The 18,433-nt window shown below is 69.0% G+C and carries 17 protein-coding genes; 12 read left to right on the forward strand and 5 right to left on the reverse strand.

Going from position 1 to position 18,433, the window contains the following annotated elements:
• Positions 1-234 precede the first annotated feature (234 nt).
• Positions 235-2,040 (reverse strand): phosphogluconate dehydratase, encoded by a 1,806-nt coding sequence (edd, locus tag AC6RA4_RS03790; protein ID WP_500157532.1) that lies wholly within the window; start codon positions 2,038-2,040, stop codon positions 235-237.
• Positions 2,041-2,265: 225 nt separating this feature from the next.
• On the opposite strand from edd, the gene AC6RA4_RS03795 reads away from it, so the two are divergent.
• The 3 genes from AC6RA4_RS03795 (at position 2,266) to AC6RA4_RS03805 (ending at position 5,186) form a co-directional block, all read left to right on the forward strand.
• The gene (locus AC6RA4_RS03795; protein ID WP_500157533.1) at positions 2,266-3,462 is read left to right on the forward strand and encodes an RSP_2647 family RNA methyltransferase; all 1,197 of its coding nucleotides are present in this window, start codon (positions 2,266-2,268) and stop codon (positions 3,460-3,462) included.
• Positions 3,459-4,016: an RSP_2648 family PIN domain-containing protein gene (locus tag AC6RA4_RS03800; RefSeq protein WP_500157535.1), complete on the forward strand. Its 558-nt coding sequence runs from the start codon at positions 3,459-3,461 to the stop codon at positions 4,014-4,016. Before AC6RA4_RS03795 ends, AC6RA4_RS03800 begins: the two co-directional genes overlap by 4 nt.
• A gap of 90 nt (positions 4,017-4,106) precedes the next feature.
• The gene (locus tag AC6RA4_RS03805) at positions 4,107-5,186 is read left to right on the forward strand and encodes an ABC transporter ATP-binding protein (RefSeq protein WP_500157537.1); all 1,080 of its coding nucleotides are present in this window, start codon (positions 4,107-4,109) and stop codon (positions 5,184-5,186) included.
• Between the two features lie 3 nt (positions 5,187-5,189).
• Here AC6RA4_RS03805 and AC6RA4_RS03810 read toward each other — a convergent pair whose 3' ends face one another.
• Together AC6RA4_RS03810 and AC6RA4_RS03815 are read right to left on the reverse strand one after the other, a co-directional pair.
• Positions 5,190-6,092: an AEC family transporter gene (locus AC6RA4_RS03810; RefSeq protein ID WP_500157539.1), complete on the reverse strand. Its 903-nt coding sequence runs from the start codon at positions 6,090-6,092 to the stop codon at positions 5,190-5,192.
• 248 nt (positions 6,093-6,340) lie between these two features.
• Positions 6,341-7,183, reverse strand: coding sequence for an AAA family ATPase (locus AC6RA4_RS03815; RefSeq protein WP_500157541.1), 843 nt, complete (start codon positions 7,181-7,183; stop codon positions 6,341-6,343).
• Positions 7,184-7,481: 298 nt separating this feature from the next.
• Here AC6RA4_RS03815 and AC6RA4_RS03820 point away from each other — a divergent pair, with 298 nt between their 5' ends.
• The 3 genes from AC6RA4_RS03820 (at position 7,482) to AC6RA4_RS03830 (ending at position 9,489) form a co-directional block, all read left to right on the forward strand.
• Complete coding sequence (locus AC6RA4_RS03820) at positions 7,482-7,655, forward strand: hypothetical protein (RefSeq protein WP_500157543.1); 174 nt, start codon at positions 7,482-7,484, stop codon at positions 7,653-7,655.
• A 101-nt stretch (positions 7,656-7,756) separates the two neighbouring features.
• Positions 7,757-8,179 (forward strand): RNA polymerase-binding protein DksA, encoded by a 423-nt coding sequence (dksA, locus tag AC6RA4_RS03825; RefSeq protein WP_222604027.1) that lies wholly within the window; start codon positions 7,757-7,759, stop codon positions 8,177-8,179.
• A gap of 131 nt (positions 8,180-8,310) precedes the next feature.
• Positions 8,311-9,489 (forward strand): FAD-dependent monooxygenase, encoded by a 1,179-nt coding sequence (locus tag AC6RA4_RS03830; RefSeq protein ID WP_500157545.1) that lies wholly within the window; start codon positions 8,311-8,313, stop codon positions 9,487-9,489.
• 165 nt (positions 9,490-9,654) lie between these two features.
• On the opposite strand, the gene AC6RA4_RS03835 is transcribed toward AC6RA4_RS03830, so the two are convergent.
• Positions 9,655-10,113 (reverse strand): CreA family protein, encoded by a 459-nt coding sequence (locus AC6RA4_RS03835; protein WP_500157547.1) that lies wholly within the window; start codon positions 10,111-10,113, stop codon positions 9,655-9,657.
• A 20-nt stretch (positions 10,114-10,133) separates the two neighbouring features.
• Positions 10,134-10,604: a pyridoxamine 5'-phosphate oxidase family protein gene (locus tag AC6RA4_RS03840; protein ID WP_500157549.1), complete on the reverse strand. Its 471-nt coding sequence runs from the start codon at positions 10,602-10,604 to the stop codon at positions 10,134-10,136.
• Between the two features lie 156 nt (positions 10,605-10,760).
• Here AC6RA4_RS03840 and AC6RA4_RS03845 point away from each other — a divergent pair, with 156 nt between their 5' ends.
• The 6 genes from AC6RA4_RS03845 (at position 10,761) to AC6RA4_RS03870 (ending at position 18,387) form a co-directional block, all read left to right on the forward strand.
• Positions 10,761-11,924: an isovaleryl-CoA dehydrogenase gene (locus AC6RA4_RS03845; RefSeq protein WP_500157551.1), complete on the forward strand. Its 1,164-nt coding sequence runs from the start codon at positions 10,761-10,763 to the stop codon at positions 11,922-11,924.
• Positions 11,925-12,026: 102 nt separating this feature from the next.
• Positions 12,027-13,601 carry an AMP-binding protein gene (locus AC6RA4_RS03850; protein ID WP_500157553.1) on the forward strand — a complete coding sequence of 525 codons (1,575 nt, stop codon included), beginning with the start codon at positions 12,027-12,029 and terminating at the stop codon, positions 13,599-13,601.
• Positions 13,598-15,202, forward strand: a complete 1,605-nt coding sequence (locus AC6RA4_RS03855) for a carboxyl transferase domain-containing protein (RefSeq protein WP_500157555.1) — start codon at positions 13,598-13,600, stop codon at positions 15,200-15,202. The genes AC6RA4_RS03850 and AC6RA4_RS03855 overlap by 4 nt, the downstream gene beginning before the upstream one ends.
• Positions 15,203-15,265: 63 nt before the next feature.
• Positions 15,266-15,688 (forward strand): ASCH domain-containing protein, encoded by a 423-nt coding sequence (locus AC6RA4_RS03860; protein WP_500157557.1) that lies wholly within the window; start codon positions 15,266-15,268, stop codon positions 15,686-15,688.
• Between the two features lie 93 nt (positions 15,689-15,781).
• The gene (locus AC6RA4_RS03865) at positions 15,782-17,728 is read left to right on the forward strand and encodes an acetyl/propionyl/methylcrotonyl-CoA carboxylase subunit alpha (RefSeq protein ID WP_500157559.1); all 1,947 of its coding nucleotides are present in this window, start codon (positions 15,782-15,784) and stop codon (positions 17,726-17,728) included.
• A complete protein-coding gene (locus AC6RA4_RS03870) occupies positions 17,725-18,387 on the forward strand; it encodes a glutathione S-transferase family protein (RefSeq protein WP_500157561.1) in 663 nt (220 codons plus the stop codon). Before AC6RA4_RS03865 ends, AC6RA4_RS03870 begins: the two co-directional genes overlap by 4 nt.
• Positions 18,388-18,433 lie beyond the last annotated feature (46 nt).

Here is an 18,433-nt window from a genome sequence, read left to right on the forward strand (position 1 = left end):
AAGAAAAAGAGCGGGCCCTCGGGTCCGCTCTTCTCGTATCTGCCGCTTATGTCCCGGTCGGGCAGGGGGGCGCTGCCCCCCGTCGCGTGCCGCGACTCCCCCCGGGATATTTTCGGCCAGAAGAAACACCGGCGCCATCTGGCTCCGGCAGGTCTTCTTCTGGCTATAAATATCCCCGCCGGAGGCAGGCCCGACATTGCGGCCGGGCGTGCCTCCGGGGCACGGCGAGGCGGCTCAGACCACCACGGCAGCGCCGTTGGAGGCGAGGCCGACATTCTGGCGGAAAGCCTCGAAGAGCTCGCGCCCGACGCCATGACCGTTGCCGCTGAGGTCAGCCACCACCGGCTCGCGGGCGTCGAAATCCTCGGCGAGGCAGGTGATCTCGCCCGCCACCGCATCGACCCGCACCATGTCACCGTCGCGCAGCCGCGCCAGCGGGCCGCCCTTGGCGGCCTCGGGCGAGATGTGGATCGCCGAGGGCACCTTGCCCGAGGCGCCGGACATGCGCCCGTCGGTGACCAGCGCCACCTTGAGGCCGCGATCCTGCAGCACCGCGAGCGTCGGCGTGAGGCCGTGCAGCTCGGGCATGCCGTTGGCCGAGGGGCCCTGGAAGCGCACCACCACGATGGTGTCCTCGGTGAACTCGCCGGCCTTGAACGCCGCCTTCACCGACTCCTGGTCGTGGAATATCCGCGCCTTGGCCTCGATCACGTGACGCGAGGGATCGACGGCGGAGATTTTCATCATGCCGTGGCCAAGATTGCCGGTGAGCTGCTTGAGTCCGCCGGTCTTCTGGAACGCATCCGAGGCCGGGCGCAGGATCTTGTCGTTCTGGGTTTCGCGCGGGGCGTCCTCGTAGACCACAGCACCGTCCTTCAGCTTGGGCTCCTGGGTGTAGCGCGAGAGGCCGTCGCCGGCGACGGTGCAGACATCCTCGTGCAGCAGGCCCGCGTCGAGCAGCTCGCCGATCAGGTATTGCAGGCCACCGGCGGCGTGGAAGTGGTTCACGTCCGCCAGGCCGTTGGGATAGACCTTGGCCATCAGCGGCGTGACCGAGGAGATCGCCTCGAAATCCTCGAGCTCGAGCTCGATGCCCGCCGCCCGCGCCATGGCGGGCAGGTGCAGCACCAGGTTGGTCGAGCCGCCGGTTGCCATCAGACCGACCATGCCGTTGACGAAGGCCTTGGCATCCAGAATGTCGCAGACCGGGCGATAGTCATTGCCGAGCTTGGTGATCTCCAGCGCCCGGGCGGCGCCGGCCACGGTCAGCGCGTCGCGCAGCGGCGTGTTGGGGTTGACGAAGGAGGCGCCGGGCAGGTGCAGCCCCATGAACTCCATCAGCATCTGGTTCGAGTTGGCGGTGCCGTAGAAGGTGCAGGTGCCCGGCCCGTGATAGGAGGCCATCTCGGCCTTCATCAGCTCGTCGCGCCCGACCTCGCCGGTGGCGTATTGCTGGCGCACCTTGGATTTCTCGTCGTTCGGCAGGCCCGAGGTCATCGGGCCGGCGGGCAGGAAGATGCCGGGGATGTAGCCGAAGGTGGCGGCGCCGATCACCAGACCCGGCACGATCTTGTCGCAGACGCCGAGATAGATCGCCGCGTCATAGGTGTTGTGCGACAGCGACACGCCGGTCGCCAGCGCAATCACGTCGCGCGAGAACAGCGACAGCTCCATGCCGACCTGGCCCTGGGTGACCCCGTCGCACATGGCGGGCACGCCGCCTGCCACCTGCGCGGTGCCGCCGCCGGCGCGGGCGGCGTCGCGGATGATCTGGGGGAAGCGCTCGAAGGGCTGATGCGCCGAGAGCATGTCGTTGTAGGAGGTCACGATGCCGAGGTTCGGCGCCCGGCCCTCGGCCAGCGCGCCCTGATCCTGGCCCATGGCGGCATAGGCGTGGGCCTGGTTGCCGCAGGTCAGGTGGGCGCGGCGCGGGCCCTCGTCGGCGGCGCGGCGCATGCGGTCGAGATAGGTGGCGCGGCGGCTTTCGGAGCGGGCCTCGATGGCCTCGGTAACCTTCGCGATCGTGGCGTCGAGCGGCATGGAAGCTCTCCCTTTGACTGGCCGTCCCGCCCGGATGGCAGGACATCGCTGGCCCAGCATGTAACCCGGTTAGCGCTATCAGTAAAGCGCGCTTGTGGCCGTGCGCGGGGCCGGGGCGCGCGCCCGTCCAAAACGCCGCAAAATGCCGCGCTGTTCCCCGCGAGGCCCGGGCGCGCGCCGATTTCCCCGCTTCCCGCGCCCACGCGCCCGCGCTATAGGGGCGGAATGAGCTCTGATACCTTGCCTGTCGTCCGTCTGACGCCCAAAGCCAATGCCCGCGCCATCCGTCGCGGGTTTCCGTGGATCTATGCCAACGAGCTGGTGCTCGACCGGCGCACCAAGGGGCTTGCCCCCGGCACCATCGCGGTGCTCGAGGATGGCGAGCGCAAGCCGGTGGGGCTGGTCGGCGTCACGCCGGCCTCGAAGATCGCCGGGCGCATGCTCGAGCGTGACACCGAGGCCGAGATCGGCCGCGACTGGCTGAAGGCCAAGCTGACCCGCGCGCTCGAACTCCGCGAGCGGCTGTTTGCCACGCCGTTCTACCGGCTGGTCCATGCCGAGGCCGACGGTCTGCCCGGCGTCATCATCGACCGTTTCGGCGACACCTGCGTGCTGCAGCCCAACGCCGCCTGGGCCGAGGCGCTGCTGCCTCAGCTCACCGAGGCGCTGGCCGAGGTCACCGGCGTGGTCAACATCCTCAAGAATGCCGGCTCGCGCGGGCGCCAGCTCGAGGGGCTCGACGATGCCGATGCGGTGCTGCTGGGCGCCGCGCCCGAGGCGCCGCTGCCGGTCGAGATGAACGGCGCGACCTACATGGCCGACCTGACCGGCGGCCAGAAGACCGGCCTGTTCTACGATCAGCGCCCGAACCATGCCTTCGCTGCGCGTCTGGCGCAGGGTCAGCGCGTGCTCGACGTGTTCAGTCACGTGGGCGGCTTCGCTCTGGCGGCGCTCGCGGGCGGCGCCACCGAGGCGCTTTCTGTCGACGGCTCGGCCCCGGCGCTGGCGCTGGCCGAGGAGGGCGCGCGCCGCATGGGCGCGGCTGAGCGCTTTGCCACCCGTCAGGGCGACGCCTTCAACACCCTCACCGCGCTTGGCGAGGAGGGCGAAAGCTTCGGTCTGGTGATCTGCGACCCGCCCGCCTTTGCCCCCGCCAAGCCCGCGCTCGACGCCGGCCTGCGCGCCTATGAAAAGGTCGCGCGGCTCTCGGCGCCGCTGGTCGAGGAGGGCGGCTATCTCGTGCTCTGTTCCTGCTCGCACGCGGCGGACCTGTCGAGCTTCACCGGCGCCTGCCTGCGCGGCATCGGCCGGGCCGGGCGGCGCGCGCAGCTGATCCACACCGGCTTTGCCGGGCCGGATCACCCGCTGATGCCGCAGCTTGCCGAGAGCGGCTATCTCAAGGCGCTGGTCTTCCGCCTGTGAAGGTGCTGCTCGACACCTGCGTGATCTACCCCACGGTGATGCGCGAGGTGCTTCTGGGCGTCGCCGCAAGGGGCGTGTTCGAGCCGCTCTGGTCGGCGCGCATCCTCGAGGAATGGGCGCTGGCGGCGCGCAAGCTTGGCCCCATGGGCGAGGTACAGGCGCGCGGCGAGATCGCGCAGGTCCGCGCGGCGTGGCCCAAGGCCGAGGTGCGTTGGAAGCCGTCGCTCGAGCAGCGCCTCTGGCTGCCCGACGCCAACGACATCCACGTGCTCGCCGCCGCGGTGGCAGGCAGCGCCGATGTCATCGTCACCGAGAACGCCAAGGACTTCCCGCGCGGCGTGCTGGCCGAGGAGGGCGTCTCCCGCGTCGATGCGGACGGCTTCCTGCGCGGGCTCTTCGAGGCCCAGCCGGGGCTGGTGCGCGAGGCCTGCGAGGGCGTGCTGGAAGAGGCGCGCCGGCTCTCGGGAGAGGATTGGACGATGCGCGCGCTGCTCAAGAAGGCGCGGCTGCCGCGGCTTGCCAAGGCGATGGAGAAGGCGGCAGAGGCCGGTTGACGCGTCCCGCGCTTGCCGCGACCGGATGGCGCTGGTAATCGCTGCCGGAATTCCGATATCTTCGCTCGGAAAAGACGGAAGGCAGGCATCTTGCAGACACCCCGGCTGGAAATCCGAAATCTCGTGCGCCGCTTCGAGGGGCGCCGGGTGGTGGACGACGTTTCGCTGACCATCCAGCCCGGCCATGTCACCTGCCTGCTCGGTCCCTCGGGCTGCGGCAAGTCGACGACGCTGCGGATGATCGCCGGCGTCGACATGCAGGACGCGGGTGAGATCCATGTCGATGGCAAGCTGATCTGCGACACCGTCTTCCGGGTGCCGCCCGAGCGCCGGCAGATCGGCCTGATGTTCCAGGACTTCGCGCTTTTCCCGCACCTGTCGGTGGGCGACAACGTGGCCTTTGGTCTCAAGGGCAGCAAGGCCGACAAGCGCAAGCGCTCGGAAGAGCTGCTCGAGCGCGTCGGGCTGGTGCATTATATCGACGAGTATCCGCACCAGCTGTCGGGCGGCGAGCAACAGCGCGTGGCGCTGGCGCGCGCCCTGGCACCGCGCCCCAAGATCATGCTGATGGACGAGCCCTTCTCAGGGCTCGACAACCGCCTGCGCGACGGCATCCGCGACGAGACGCTGGCGCTTCTGAAGGAAGAGGGCGCCTCGGTGCTGCTGGTCACGCACGAGCCCGAAGAGGCGATGCGCATGGCCGACGAGATCGCGCTGATGCGCGACGGGCGCATCGTCCAGCGCGGCGCGCCCTACAACATCTACAACGCGCCGGCAGACAAGGCGGCGGTGGCGTTTTTCAGCGATATCAACGTTCTGCGCGGCACTGTTAAAGGCGCGCTCACCGACACGCCCTTTGGTCAGTTCCTTGCCCCCGGCGTGCCCGATGGCGGTCAGGTTGAGATCGTGTTCCGCCCGCAGCATGTCAGCATCGACTTCGACCGCAACGGCCGCGGCCCGCACCCGACCGAGCTTGCCGGGACCCCGGCGCGCGGGGTGGTCGAGCGGGCGCGCTTCATGGGCTCGGAGAGCCTCGTGGAATTCCGCATGGATTTCAACGACGAGGTGCTGAAGGTGACGGTGCCCAACGTGTTCATCCCCAAGCCCGGCACGCCGATGTGGCTGACGGTGCGGCGCAATCGCTGCTTCGTCTTTCCGGTGAAGGGCTGAGGCTCAGGCCAGCCACGCCAGCGAGATCAGCGACAGCACCGAGGTCCAGATGATCACCGGTGCGACGGCGTCGGTGCGCACCCCGTGCAGCAGCGCCAGCGCGAAGGCCATGGCGCCCGAGGGGCCGGCGGCGGTCAGGGTGAAGAGGTCGTTCCAGCGCCCCTCGACGCCGCCTATTCCCAGCACCGCCACCACCAGCGCCGGGAAGGCCAGCAGCTTGAGCCCCGAGATCGCCACCACCACGGGGCTCGGGCGCAGGCTTTGCTGCGACAGGATCACCCCGAGCGCGAAAAGCGTCAGAGGCGCGGCCCCTGCGCCGGCGAATTTCGCCGCGGTGAGCAGCGGCGCGGGCAGGGGCAGGCCGGAGAGGTTCAGCACCGCGCCCGCGGCGATGGCGAGAAGGATCGGATTGGTGGCGATGCGCCGCCCGGCGCTAGAGAGCCCGGCGGAGGGATTGGCGATGAGCTCGGCGCCGATGATAAAGATGGCAAAGACCAGAGAGGCATCCCAGGCCACCAGCGCGGTCACCGGCAGCGCCGCGGCCTCGCCGTAGATCAGGAACGAGATCGGCCAGATGTAGAGCAGCGAGTTCACGAAGACGACGGTCATCGCCAGCATCCACGCCTCGGCGGCATCGCGGGCAAAGACCCGGCGCGCCATGACGAAGGCCAGCACGAAGCCCGCCGCCTCGCAAAGCCCGTAGAGCCCGAGCGCGCGGAAATCGAACTCGGCGAGCGGCACGGTGGCGACAAGCGGAAAGATCAGCGCCGGCTGCAATAGCGTCAGCGACACCCGGTTCACCACCGCCGCCTCGTCGCGTGAAAAGGTGCCGCGCCAGCCAAGCACGTAGCCAAGCGCGAGGATGGCAAAGACTGGCAGGATATCGTGGGTGAGGATCTGAAGCATTGCGCGCGGGAATGGTATACCGCGGCGAGCCTGTACCGGCGGCGCCAATGCGTCAAGCGCGGGTCGCGGACCGTATCGCCGGGAAGGGGGCGGGCGAACCGGCCCATGGGGATCTGTTTGACCCGGGGATCACGACCGGGACACCGGCAAAGAGAGGGGCCGAGAGGACGCGGATCACCGATCCGGCGGGCGCGGCAATCCTTGCCCCGAGCGCTCGTCGCGGGCCTGGCTGGTCGTCGGAGCCGGGCTCAGCGCCCCTGACGCCGCGCCATGAAGGCCAGGCGCTCGAAGAGGTGCACGTCCTGCTCGTTCTTCAAGAGCGCGCCATGCAACTTCGGCAGGGCGCTGGCGCCGTCGCGCTTCAGGTCTTCGGCATCGAGATCCTCGGCCAGCAGCAGCTTGAGCCAGTCGAGCACCTCGGAGGTCGAGGGCTTCTTCTTCAACCCGGGCTGTTCGCGCAGCTCGTAGAACTGGGTCAGCGCGGCGGTGAGCAGGGCGGGTTTGATGTCGGGGTGATGCACCTCGACGATCTTGCGCAGCGTGTCGTGGTCGGGAAACTGGATGTAGTGGAAGAAGCAGCGGCGCAGGAAGGCGTCGGGCAGCTCTTTCTCGTTGTTCGAGGTGATGATCACGATGGGCCGCTGGCGCGCTTTTACGGTCTCGCCGGTCTCGTAGACGTGGAACTCCATCTTGTCGAGTTCCTGCAGCAGGTCGTTGGGAAACTCGATATCCGCCTTGTCGACCTCGTCGATCAGCAGCACCACCTTGCCCTCGGCCTCGAAGGCCTGCCAGAGCTTGCCCTTGCGGATGTAGTTGGCGACGTCGTTCACCTTCTCGTCGCCGAGCTGGCTGTCGCGCAGCCGGCTGACCGCGTCGTACTCGTAAAGACCCTGCTGCGCCTTGGTGGTCGATTTCACGTTCCACTCGATCATCGGCAGGCCGAGCGCCTGCGCCACCTGCCGCGCCAGCTCGGTCTTGCCGGTGCCGGGCTCGCCCTTGACCAGCAGCGGCCGCTCCAGCGTGATCGCGGCGTTCACCGCCATGGTCAGGTCGTCGGTCGAGACGTAGTCGTCGGTGCCGTCAAAGCGCATCGTGGTCTCCGGATCGGTTTCTTCATCGGGGATAAAGATGCGCCCCCCGTCATGCAAGCCGCCAGCGGGCGGGTGCTGTCGGCCTGCACGCATTGCGGGCAAAGCGGCCCCCGCGCGGCGGCGCCTCGCCACGATGTCCGGCAGGGGCCGGAGCCCGCCTCGCCGGCGCCGGGCGGACTTGCGAAGAGGCCGGGGAGGGGGACGCGGGCCGGGTTTCCTGGGCGTCGCCCGGCCGTGCTGTTGCCGTCCAAGACCGGCGCCCCGGGCGTCTGCGATGGCAGGCGCAGGGGGTGCCGCGATGCGCCTGCCGCAGAATCGCGCGGTAAAATACCAGCGTGGTATTTCTCATTTTTCCCTGAAAGATCAGGACAATCGCCCGCTCACTGAGAAATTGTCACGGCGGCGTCATGTGGGCGGCGATTACTTGGTGTGCGAATGGCGCGATTCAACCCCTCTCGGCGTGATTGTGTAGTGACAACCTGTCGGCCTTCGGATACTTCCAGCCACGCAAGGGGTGCCGGCGCTGTTCAGGGTCAACCGGAACGGTGGGCCGGCTTTTCAGAGGGAGCAGAAATGAAGCCCGAAACCTTCCTACCGGACGACTACCGTCCCGCCGAGGACGAGCCGTTCATGAACGAGCGTCAGCTCGAGTATTTCCGCCGCAAGTTGATTGCCTGGAAGAACGACATTCTTGCCGAAAGCCGCGACACCATCGAGGCGCTGCAGGAAGCCACGCGAAACATTCCCGATGTCACCGATCGCGCCAGCGAAGAGACCGATCGTGCGCTCGAACTGCGCACCCGCGACCGCCAGCGCAAGCTGGTGTCCAAGATCGACTCGGCCCTGCGCCGGATCGACGAGGGGGAATACGGCTATTGCGAGGTCACCGGCGAGCCCATCTCGCTCAAACGCCTCGACGCCCGTCCGATCGCGACCATGAGCCTCGAGGCTCAGGAACGTCACGAGCGCCGCGAGAAGGTGCATCGCGACGACTGATGCCGGCGGGTGGCCAATTTCCGGCCACCACGACGGATGACACGATACGCAGAGCGCCGGGGCGATTGCCTCGGCGTTTTGCGTCTTCGCCGCCGGCGCTGGCAGCGCCCGGAACGGCAAGGAGGACGGCAATGGCGCTGAACGGGCGGCAGATCATCGTCGCAGGCGGCGGCATCGGGGGGCTGGCGGCGGCGCTGGCGCTGCGCCAGCGCGGTGCCGAAGTGCGGGTGCTGGAACAGGCCGGCGCCATCACCGAGGTCGGGGCCGGCATCCAGGTCAGCCCGAACGGCCTGCGGGTGATCGAGGCGCTGGGGCTGGCCGAGGCGCTGCGGGCGCGGTCCTGCCGTGGCCGGGCGGTGCGGCTGCGCGATTATCGCGACGGGCGCGAGGTGGCGCGGCTCGATCTCGACCGGCTGCCGCAATCGCAGGGCTACTACTTCGTGCACCGGGCCGACCTGATCGAGATCCTCGCCGATGCGGCGCGCGAGGCCGGTGTGACGATCCGCCTGCTGCAGAAGGTCAGCGGCGTGACCCCCGGCAGCTCGCCCGAGCTGCAGCTCGGCAATGGCGACCGGGTGCGCGGCGATCTGGTGGTCGGCGCCGACGGTCTGCACTCGGCCATCCGCGGCGCACTGAACGGGAGTGCGCCGCCGTTCTTCACCCGTCAGGTGGCGTGGCGCGCGGTGATCCCCAACCTGATCGGCCACCCGCCAGAGGCGCAGGTTCACATGGGTCCGGGCCGGCATCTGGTAAGCTACCCGCTGCGCGACGGCATGAGCGTGAACCTCGTGGCCGCGCAGGAGCGCGACGCCTGGGCCGAGGAAGCCTGGGCCCATGAGGATGCCCCCGCCAATCTGCGCGCCGCCTTCGCAGGCTTCGGCGGCGACGTTCCGGTGATGCTGGGGGCGGTCGAGCGGGTGGGGCTTTGGGGGCTGTTCCGCCACCCGGTGGCGCGGCACTGGCACGCGCCCGGCGTGGCGCTGCTGGGCGATGCCGCCCACCCGACGCTGCCGTTCATGGCACAGGGCGCCAACATGGCGCTCGAGGATGCCTGGAGCCTCGCAGCGCATCTCGATGCGGCGCCCGACATGAGCACGGCACTGGCTCGCTACCAAGCCCGCCGCCGCCCGCGCTGCGAACGGATCGTCGCGGCGGCCAATGGCAATGCCTGGAAATATCACCTGCGCAACCCGCTGATCCGCTCCGCCGCCCATCTGGGGCTCGGCCTCGCCGGCCGCCTCGCGCCCGACCGGCTGATCCATCAGTTCGACTGGATCTACGGACACGACGTCACTGCCGCCACCGGCTGACCTCGCCCGATACCCCCTCGCGCCGCCTGGCCGCGGGGGTCGACACGCCTCCGGCGGGAGTATTTTTGACGAAGAGAAGACAGGGGCGCAGCGCTCTTGCCTTCTCTGGTTTCGAAATACCTCGGGGGTGAATTGGCGCACCGCGCCAAGAGGGGGCTGGCCCCCTTATTCGCCGCCGGAGCCATAGAGCGGCACGGTCGAGATCGCGAGCTTGGCCGAGCCGTCCACCAACTCGTTGGCATGGACGAGGTAGATCAGCGTCTGGTTGGCCTCGTCGAAGATCCGCTTCACCCGCAGGCTCTTGAAGATGATCGAGCGCGACGCCTTGAATACGTCCTCGCCATCTTCGTCCCGGTCGATGTCGCCGATGATGATCGGGCCGGTCTGGCGGCAGGCAATCGAGGCGTTCGAGGGGTCCTCGAACCAGTTGCCCTTGGAGAGCCGGTCAAGCAGCCCGCGGTCGAAATAGGCCACATGGCAAGTGACGCCCTCGACCTTGGGGTCAGCGACCGCCTCTATCAGGATGTCGTTGCCGGTCCAGTCGACACCGACCTCGCCGACCTGCTCGGCGCGGGTCATCAGGGGCGACAGGCAGAGAAGGGCGGCGAGGCAGAGCTGTTTCATGGTCGATCCTTGGACGTGATTCAGAAGACCACGCGACCATGCTCGCCAACGTCCGGCGTGTCACCGGTGATATTGGCCTTGGCGATCTCGTAGAGGAAGCTCGCGCCGCCGTCGCCCGACCAGACTTCCGCCTCGTGCGGGGTGAACTTCACCAGCTGCACGGCGCTGTCGTCGCGGCCATCCTCGAACCACGCCGCGGCGAAGGCGTTCCACAGCTCGTCGAGCTTGTCGCTGTCATTTACCACGGCCAGCGTGCCGAACACGTTGGCATAGAGATGGGCCTTCGAATCGGCGATGTGGAACGACGCCTCGCCGCCGCTCTCGGCGGCGCGGTCGGCGGCGCTGCCCTTGGCGGTGATGAACCAGATCGCCTTCTCCTCGGCATCGCCCTGCGGCGACATCGGCACCGGGCGCTCGCCGTCGGCGGCCAGAAGGCCTGCGCGCACGTCTTTCAGTTGGCTCCAGAATTCGGCTTTGAGATCCTTGGACATGGTGTCCTCCTATTGCGTTGTTCACCGCTCCAACGCCGCGCGGGCGGCCCGCGTTCCGTGCCGTCGCGTCGGTGTCCGATGACGGGGCTTGACGGCTGCGTGATCGGAAGCATAGATTTGAACAAGCGTTCAATAACTGCCGGGAGGAGGGCTGGAATGTTCAACGCGGTCATGAGCTTTGATCTGGGCGAGGATGTGAATGCGCTGCGCGAGATGGTGCATCGCTGGGCCCAGGATCGGGTGAAGCCGATGGCGGCTGAGGTGGATGCCTCGAACGCCTTTCCGAATGAACTGTGGGCCGAGATGGGTGAGCTCGGCCTTCTGGGCATCACCGTGCCCGAGGAGTTCGGCGGCGCCGGCATGGGCTATCTCGCCCATGTCATCGCGGTCGAGGAAATCGCCCGCGCCTCGGCCTCGGTGTCGCTGTCCTACGGCGCGCATTCCAACCTCTGCGTCAACCAGATCAAGCTGAACGGCTCTCCCGAGCAGAAGGCAAAATACCTGCCCGGGCTGGTCTCGGGGCAGCATGTCGGCGCGCTGGCGATGTCGGAGCCCGGCGCCGGCTCGGACGTGGTCAGCATGAAACTGCGCGCCGAGAAGAAGAATGATCGCTTCGTTTTGAACGGCAACAAGTACTGGATCACCAACGGCCCCGATGCTGACACGCTGGTGGTCTATGCCAAGACCGACCCGGAGGCGGGCTCGAAGGGCATCACCGCCTTCCTGATCGAGAAGAGCATGACCGGCTTCTCGACCAGCCCGCATTTCGACAAGCTCGGGATGCGCGGCTCGAACACCGCCGAGCTGATCTTCGACGATGTCGAGGTGCCGTTCGACAACGTGCTCGGCGAAGAGGGCAAGGGCGTGCGCGTGCTGATGTCGGGGCTCGATTACGAGCGCGTGGTGCTCGCGGGCATCGGCACCGGCATCATGGCCGCCTGTCTCGACGAGATCATGCCCTACATGGCCGAGCGCAAGCAGTTCGGCCAGCCGATCGGGAGCTTCCAGCTCATGCAGGGCAAGATCGCCGACATGTACACCGCGATGAACTCGGCCCGGGCCTATGTCTACGAGGTCGCCAAGGCCTGCGACCGGGGCGACGTGACCCGTCAGGACGCGGCGGCCTGCTGCCTCTACGCCTCCGAGCAGGCGATGGTGCAGGCGCACCAGGCGGTGCAGGCGATGGGCGGCGCGGGCTTCCTCGCCGATGCGCCGGTGGCGCGGCTGTTCCGCGATGCCAAGCTGATGGAGATCGGCGCCGGCACCTCCGAGATCCGCCGCATGCTGGTGGGCCGGGAATTGATGGCCGCCATGGGGTGAGCGGGGCGGCGAAGGTTCCGAGACCGGGAGTTTCGCCGGGCCAAGAATTTTAGCTAAAATTCTTGGCCACCTGCGCCGCAATGGCAGTCGAGGGAGGAGAGAATGCAACCGACGCTGACGGGCACAGACTATGCCGCGCTTTGCGAGGGCTTCGCGTGGCGCTTTCCGTCGCGGCTCAACATGGCCGCGCAGGTCTGCGATGACTGGGCCGCGCGCGAGCCTGAGCGCGGCGCGATCCTCGACATGCGCGCCGGCGACATGCGGCTGTGCACCTACGGCGCGCTGCAGCGCCTGTCGCGCCGGGTCGAGGCGTGGTTGCGCGGGCAGGGCGTGGCGCGCGGTGACCGCGTCGGCGTGCTTCTGAGCCAGAGCCCGCTCTGCGCCGCCGCTCATATCGCCGCCTGGCGCATGGGGGCGATCTCGGTGCCGCTATTCAAGCTCTTCAAGCACGATGCGCTGGCCTCGCGGCTGGGCGACAGCGGCGCGCGCGTGGTGGTGACCGATGCGGAGGGGGCCGAGATGGTCGCGCCTTTCGGGCTGGCCACCGTCACCGAAGACGCGCTGCCCGAGCCGGGGCAATGGCCCGCGGCGGAAACCGGACCGGAGGATCCGGCGGTGCTGATCTACACCTCGGGCACCACCGGCAAGCCCAAGGGCGCGCTGCACGGGCACCGGGTGCTGACCGGCCACCTGCCGGGGGTCGAGATGAGCCACGACCTGCTGGGCCAGCCGGGCGACGTGCTCTGGACCCCGGCGGACTGGGCGTGGATCGGCGGGCTCTTCGACGTGCTGATGCCGGGGCTGGCGCTCGGCGTGCCGGTGGTGGCGGCACGGATGCCGCGCTTCGGCGTCGAGGAATGCCTGCGGATCTGCCGGGAGGCCTCTGTCCGCAACGTGTTCTTTCCGCCCACCGCGCTGCGCATGCTGAAGGCCGAGGGCGCGAGGATCCCCGGGCTGCGCTCGGTGGCGAGCGGCGGCGAGCCGCTCGGGGCCGAGATGCTGGGCTGGGGGCGCGCCGCCTTCGGCGTGGAGATCAACGAGTTCTACGGCCAGACCGAGTGCAACATGGTGGCCTCGTCCTGCAGCGCGCTGTTTCCGGCGCGGCCCGGCTGCATCGGCAAGCCGGCGCCGGGGTTCCGCATCGGGGTGATCGACGAACAGGGATGCGAGACCGAGGGCGAAGGCGACGTGGCGATCCATCGCGGCGCGGGCTCGATGATGCTGGAATACTGGCAAAACCCCGAGGCCACGGCGGAGAAATTCCGCGGCGACTGGCTGGTGACCGGCGACCGGGGCATCTGGGAGGATGGCTACCTGCGCTTCGTGGGCCGCGAGGATGACGTCATCACCTCGGCCGGCTATCGCATCGGCCCGGCGGAGATCGAGGATTGTCTGCTGACCCATCCGGGCGTTGCCACGGTGGGCGTCGTCGGCAAGCCCGATGCGCTGCGCACCGAGCTGGTCAAGGCCTACGTCGTGCGCAAACCGGGCCATGATCCGAGCGCCGAGGAGCTTCAGAAATGGGTCAAGGAGCGGCTCGCAAGCTATTCCTATCCAAGGGAAATCGGATTTCTAGACGCCCTGCCGATGACGGTGACGGGCAAGGTGATCCGCAAGGAACTCAAGGCCCGCGCGGCCGCCGAATGTGAGGCCGAGACGGCCGGGGAGGTTTCATGAAACTGGCGTCAACGGCAATCCCCTCGTCGGAGGGGTTCGCGGCCAACCGGGCCGCCCATCTCGAGGCGCTCGAGACGGTGCGCGCGGCGGCCGAGCTGGCCGTAGAGGGCGGTGGCGAACGGGCCCGCGAGCGGCACCTGTCGCGCGGCAAGATGCTGCCGCGCGAGCGGGTGGCCAACCTGCTCGACCCGGGCTCGCCGTTTCTCGAGATCGGCGCCACGGCGGCGCATGGCATGTATGATGGCGCGGCCCCGGCGGCGGGGGTGATTGCCGGAATCGGGCGGGTGAATGGCCGCGAGGTCATGGTGGTGTGCAACGACGCCACGGTGAAGGGCGGCACCTATTACCCGATGAGCGTCAAGAAGCACCTTCGGGCGCAGGAGATCGCCGAGGAGAACCGGCTGCCGTGCGTCTACCTCGTCGACAGTGGCGGGGCCAACCTGCCGAACCAGGACGAGGTCTTTCCCGACCGCGACCATTTCGGGCGGATCTTCTACAACCAGGCGCGGATGAGCGCCAAGAACATCCCGCAGATCGCCGTTGTGATGGGCTCCTGCACCGCCGGCGGCGCCTATGTGCCGGCGATGTCGGACGTCACCATCATCGTCAAGGAGCAGGGCACGATCTTCCTCGCCGGCCCGCCGCTGGTGAAGGCGGCGACGGGCGAGGTGGTGAGCGCCGAGGATCTCGGCGGCGGCGACGTGCACACGCGGCTCTCGGGCGTGGCCGATTATCTCGCCGAGGACGACGCCCACGCGCTGGCGCTGGCGCGGCAGGCGGTTGGCTCGCTCGGCGGTATGGCCGCGGGCGGGCTGCTGCGCGAGGCGCCCGAGGCGCCGGCTTACGATCCCGAGGAGATCCTCGGCGTGGTGCCGGGCGATCTGCGCACGCCCTACGACATCCGCGAGGTCATCGCGCGGCTCGTGGACGGCTCGCGCTTCGACGAGTTCAAGCCGCGCTACGGTGAGACGCTGGTGACCGGCTTTGCCCATGTCGATGGCTGGCCGGTGGGGATCATCGCCAACAATGGCGTGCTGTTCTCGGAGGCGGCGCAGAAAGGCGCGCATTTCGTCGAGCTCTGCTCGCAGCGCCGTATCCCTCTGGTCTTCCTGCAGAACATCACCGGCTTCATGGTGGGGCGGAAATACGAGAACGAGGGCATCGCGCGGCACGGCGCCAAGATGGTGACCGCGGTGGCGACGACCAGCGTGCCGAAGATCACCATGCTGGTGGGCGGCTCCTTCGGCGCCGGCAATTACGGCATGGCGGGGCGCGCCTATCAGCCGCGCTTCCTCTGGAGCTGGCCCAACAGCCGGATCTCGGTGATGGGCGGCGAGCAGGCGGCCGGCGTTCTGGCCACCGTCAAGCGCGACGCCATCGAGCGCGGCGGCGGGGAATGGTCGGCGGAGGACGAGGCCGAGTTCAAGCGTCCGACCATCGAGATGTTCGAGCGCCAGTCGCACCCGCTCTATGCCTCGGCCCGGCTCTGGGATGACGGCATCGTCGATCCGCGCAAGTCGCGCGAGGTTCTGGCGCTGTCGCTCTCGGCCTGTCTCAACGCGCCGATCGAGGAGACCCGCTTTGGCGTGTTCCGGATGTGATCCAGTGCGGGCGTCGGGCCGCCCGTGTGGCGGAGCCGGGCGCAGCGCCGCCGGGGCGGGGCGATGAGCGCCGCGCTCGAGGCGGCACTGGCGCGCTGGCCGGGGGCGCAGAGCTACCGGCCCGGCGACAGTGCGGCGCTGAACGCCGAGATCATCGGGCTGATGCGGTCGGGGAAGAAACGCGCGAGCTGCGAGGCGTGGTCGGTCTTCGAGGAGGGCGGAGAGGCGCTGCCTGAGGTCGGGCGGGTGGATCTGGCGCTCGACTGGCAGGGCCGCCCGGCGCTGGCGCTGCGCACCACCGAGGTGCTGCGGCTGCGCTTCGGGGAGATGAGCGAGGCGATGGTGGCCGAGCAGGGCGAGTTCGCGGATCTCGCCGACTGGCGGCGCGGCTACGAGGCCTATCTGACGCGGGCCGGACGGTTTGGGCCGGAGGTGGAGATGATGTTTGAGCGGTTCGAGCTGGTGGAGGATCTTGGGGGATGGTGAGCAAGGTTTCGGGGCTCTGCCCCGTCCGCCTGGAGGCGGACTCCCCGGGATATTTTCAGCCAGAAGAAGCCATGGGCGTCTGGGAGGACGGAGATGTTTGACACGGTACTGATCGCCAACCGGGGCGAGATCGCCTGCCGGGTGATAGAGACGGCGCGGGCCATGGGGCTGCGCTGCGTCGCGGTCTATTCCGAGGCGGACGGGGGGGCGAAGCATGTCGCGATGGCGGACGAGGCGGTCTGCATCGGCGGCGCGGCTCCGGCGGAGAGCTACCTGCGCGGGGAACGCATCATCAAGGCAGCGCTGGCCACCGGCGCGGGGGCGATCCATCCGGGCTATGGGTTTCTATCGGAGAACCCGGATTTCGTCGAGGCGGTGGAGGCGGCGGGGCTGGTCTTCGTCGGGCCCGGCGCCAAGGCCATTCGGGCGATGGGACTCAAGGACGCGGCCAAGCGGCTGATGCATGAGGCCGGCGTCCCGGTGGTGCCGGGCTATCACGGCGAGGAGCAGGACGCGCGGTTCCTCGCCGGCGAGGCCGAGGCCATCGGCTACCCGGTGCTGATCAAGGCGGTTGCGGGCGGCGGCGGCAAGGGCATGCGGCTGGTCGAGAAGGCGGCGGAGTTTGCCGAGGCGCTGAAGAGCGCGCAGGCGGAGGCGCGCGGCGCCTTTGGCAACGAGGCCGTGCTGATCGAGAAATTCGTCTCCAAGCCGCGCCATATCGAGGTGCAGGTCTTCGGCGACGGGGAGCGGGCGGTGCATCTCTTCGAGCGCGACTGCTCGCTGCAGCGCCGGCACCAGAAGGTCATCGAGGAGGCACCGGCGCCGGGCATGACCGCCGAGATGCGCCAGGCCATGGGGGCGGCGGCGGTGCGCGCCGCAGAAGCCATCGGCTACAAGGGCGCGGGCACCATCGAGTTCATCGTCGACGGCTCGCGCGGGCTGCGGCCCGACGGGTTCTGGTTCATGGAGATGAACACCCGCCTGCAGGTCGAGCATCCGGTGACCGAGGCGATCACCGGGGTGGATCTGGTCGAGTGGCAGCTGCGGGTGGCCGCCGGCGAGCCGCTGCCGATGGCGCAGGAGGCGCTGAGCATCACCGGCCATGCCTTCGAGGCGCGGCTCTATGCCGAGGACGTGCCGGCGGGGTTCCTGCCGGCAACCGGGCGGCTGGCGAAGCTCGCCTTTCCGGGCGATGTGCGGGCCGATAGCGGCGTGCGCTCGGGCGATGTCATCTCGCCGCATTACGATCCGATGATCTCGAAGCTGATCGTGCACGGGCCGACCCGCGAGATCGCGCTGCGCAAGCTGGCGCGCGGGCTTGCGCAGACCGAAGTGGCGGGGACGGTGACGAACCTCGCCTTCCTAGGCGCGCTGGCGCGGCACGAGGGCTTTGCGCGGGGCGAGGTCGATACCGGGCTGATCGGGCGCGATCTCGCGGCGCTGACCGAGGCGCCGGCGCTCTCGCCGGCGGTGGTGGCGCAGGCGGCGCTGGCCGGGGCCGGGCTCTGGGAGGGGCGCGCGCCGCATCAGGGCTTTGTGCTCTGGGCGCCGCTGGCGCGGCAGGTGCTGCTGCGCCATGGCGGCGAGGAGCTGGCGGTGACGCTGCGGGTGATGGACGCGGATCGGGTCGAGGTCTCTCTTGGGGAAGAGGTGGTGCTGGCCGAGCGGAAGGGGGGCGACTGGCGTCTCGACGGGCGGCCCGCGGCGGCGCTGTTCCGGGAGGGGGCGGAGATCACCGTCTTTGCCGATGGCGGGCAGGTTTTCGAGCTTGTCGATCCGCTGGAGCGGGCGGCGGAGGCCTCGGGCGGCAACCTGATCGAGGCGCCGATGCCGGGGCGGGTGGTCTCGGTCCATGCCGAGGCCGGGCAGGCGGTCAGCGCCGGCGACCGGCTGGCGGTGCTCGAGGCGATGAAGATGGAGCACACCCTGACCGCCTGGCGCGACGGCGTGGTGGCCGAGGTGCTGGTGGGAGCGGGCGCGCAGGTCGAGGCGGGGGCGGCACTCATGCGGCTCGAGGACGAGGCGGAGGACGCGGCGTGATCCGGCTGCATCACGTGCCTCAGTCGCGCTCCATGCGGGTGCTGTGGCTGCTTTACGAGCTGGATGTGCCTTTTGAGCTGGTGCTGCGGCCTTTCGACAAGAGCCTGCGCGGGCCTGAGTATCTGTCGCTGTCGCCCGCGGGGCGTGTGCCGGCGCTGGAGATCGAGGGCGAGCGCATGTTCGAGAGCCTCGCGATGATGGAGTATCTCTGCGAGCGCTTCCCGGAGGCGGGCTTGGGCCGGGCGCCGGGCAGCCCCGACCGTATGGGCTGGCTGAGCTGGCTGCATTTTGCCGAGACCATCAGCCAGCATGCGGCGGCGCTGACCCAGCAGCACATCATGCTGCGCGAGGATTCCATGCGCTCGCCGATCATCATGCAGCTCGAGGCGAAACGGCTGGAGAAATGCTATGCCGCGCTCGAGGCGCGGCTCTCGCCGCCGGTGGAGAAGCGCGATTACCTGCTGACCTCGGGGTTCTCCGCGGTCGATATCGCCGTGGGGCAGGCGGTCTACATGGCGCGGCATTTCGCGAAGATCGAGGGGTTTGACGAGCTCACTGCTTGGTATGGGCGGATCACCGCGCGGGAGGGGTTCATGCAGGCGCTGCCGGGGCCGGAGGAGCGGCTCTACGGGCAGGATTTCTACCCGGCCTGGGAGTAAGGCAGGCGGAGCGCGCCGTGCCGGCGCGCGCGGGTCGTCGAGCCCC

It is taken from the genome of Salipiger sp. (genome assembly GCF_059781815.1).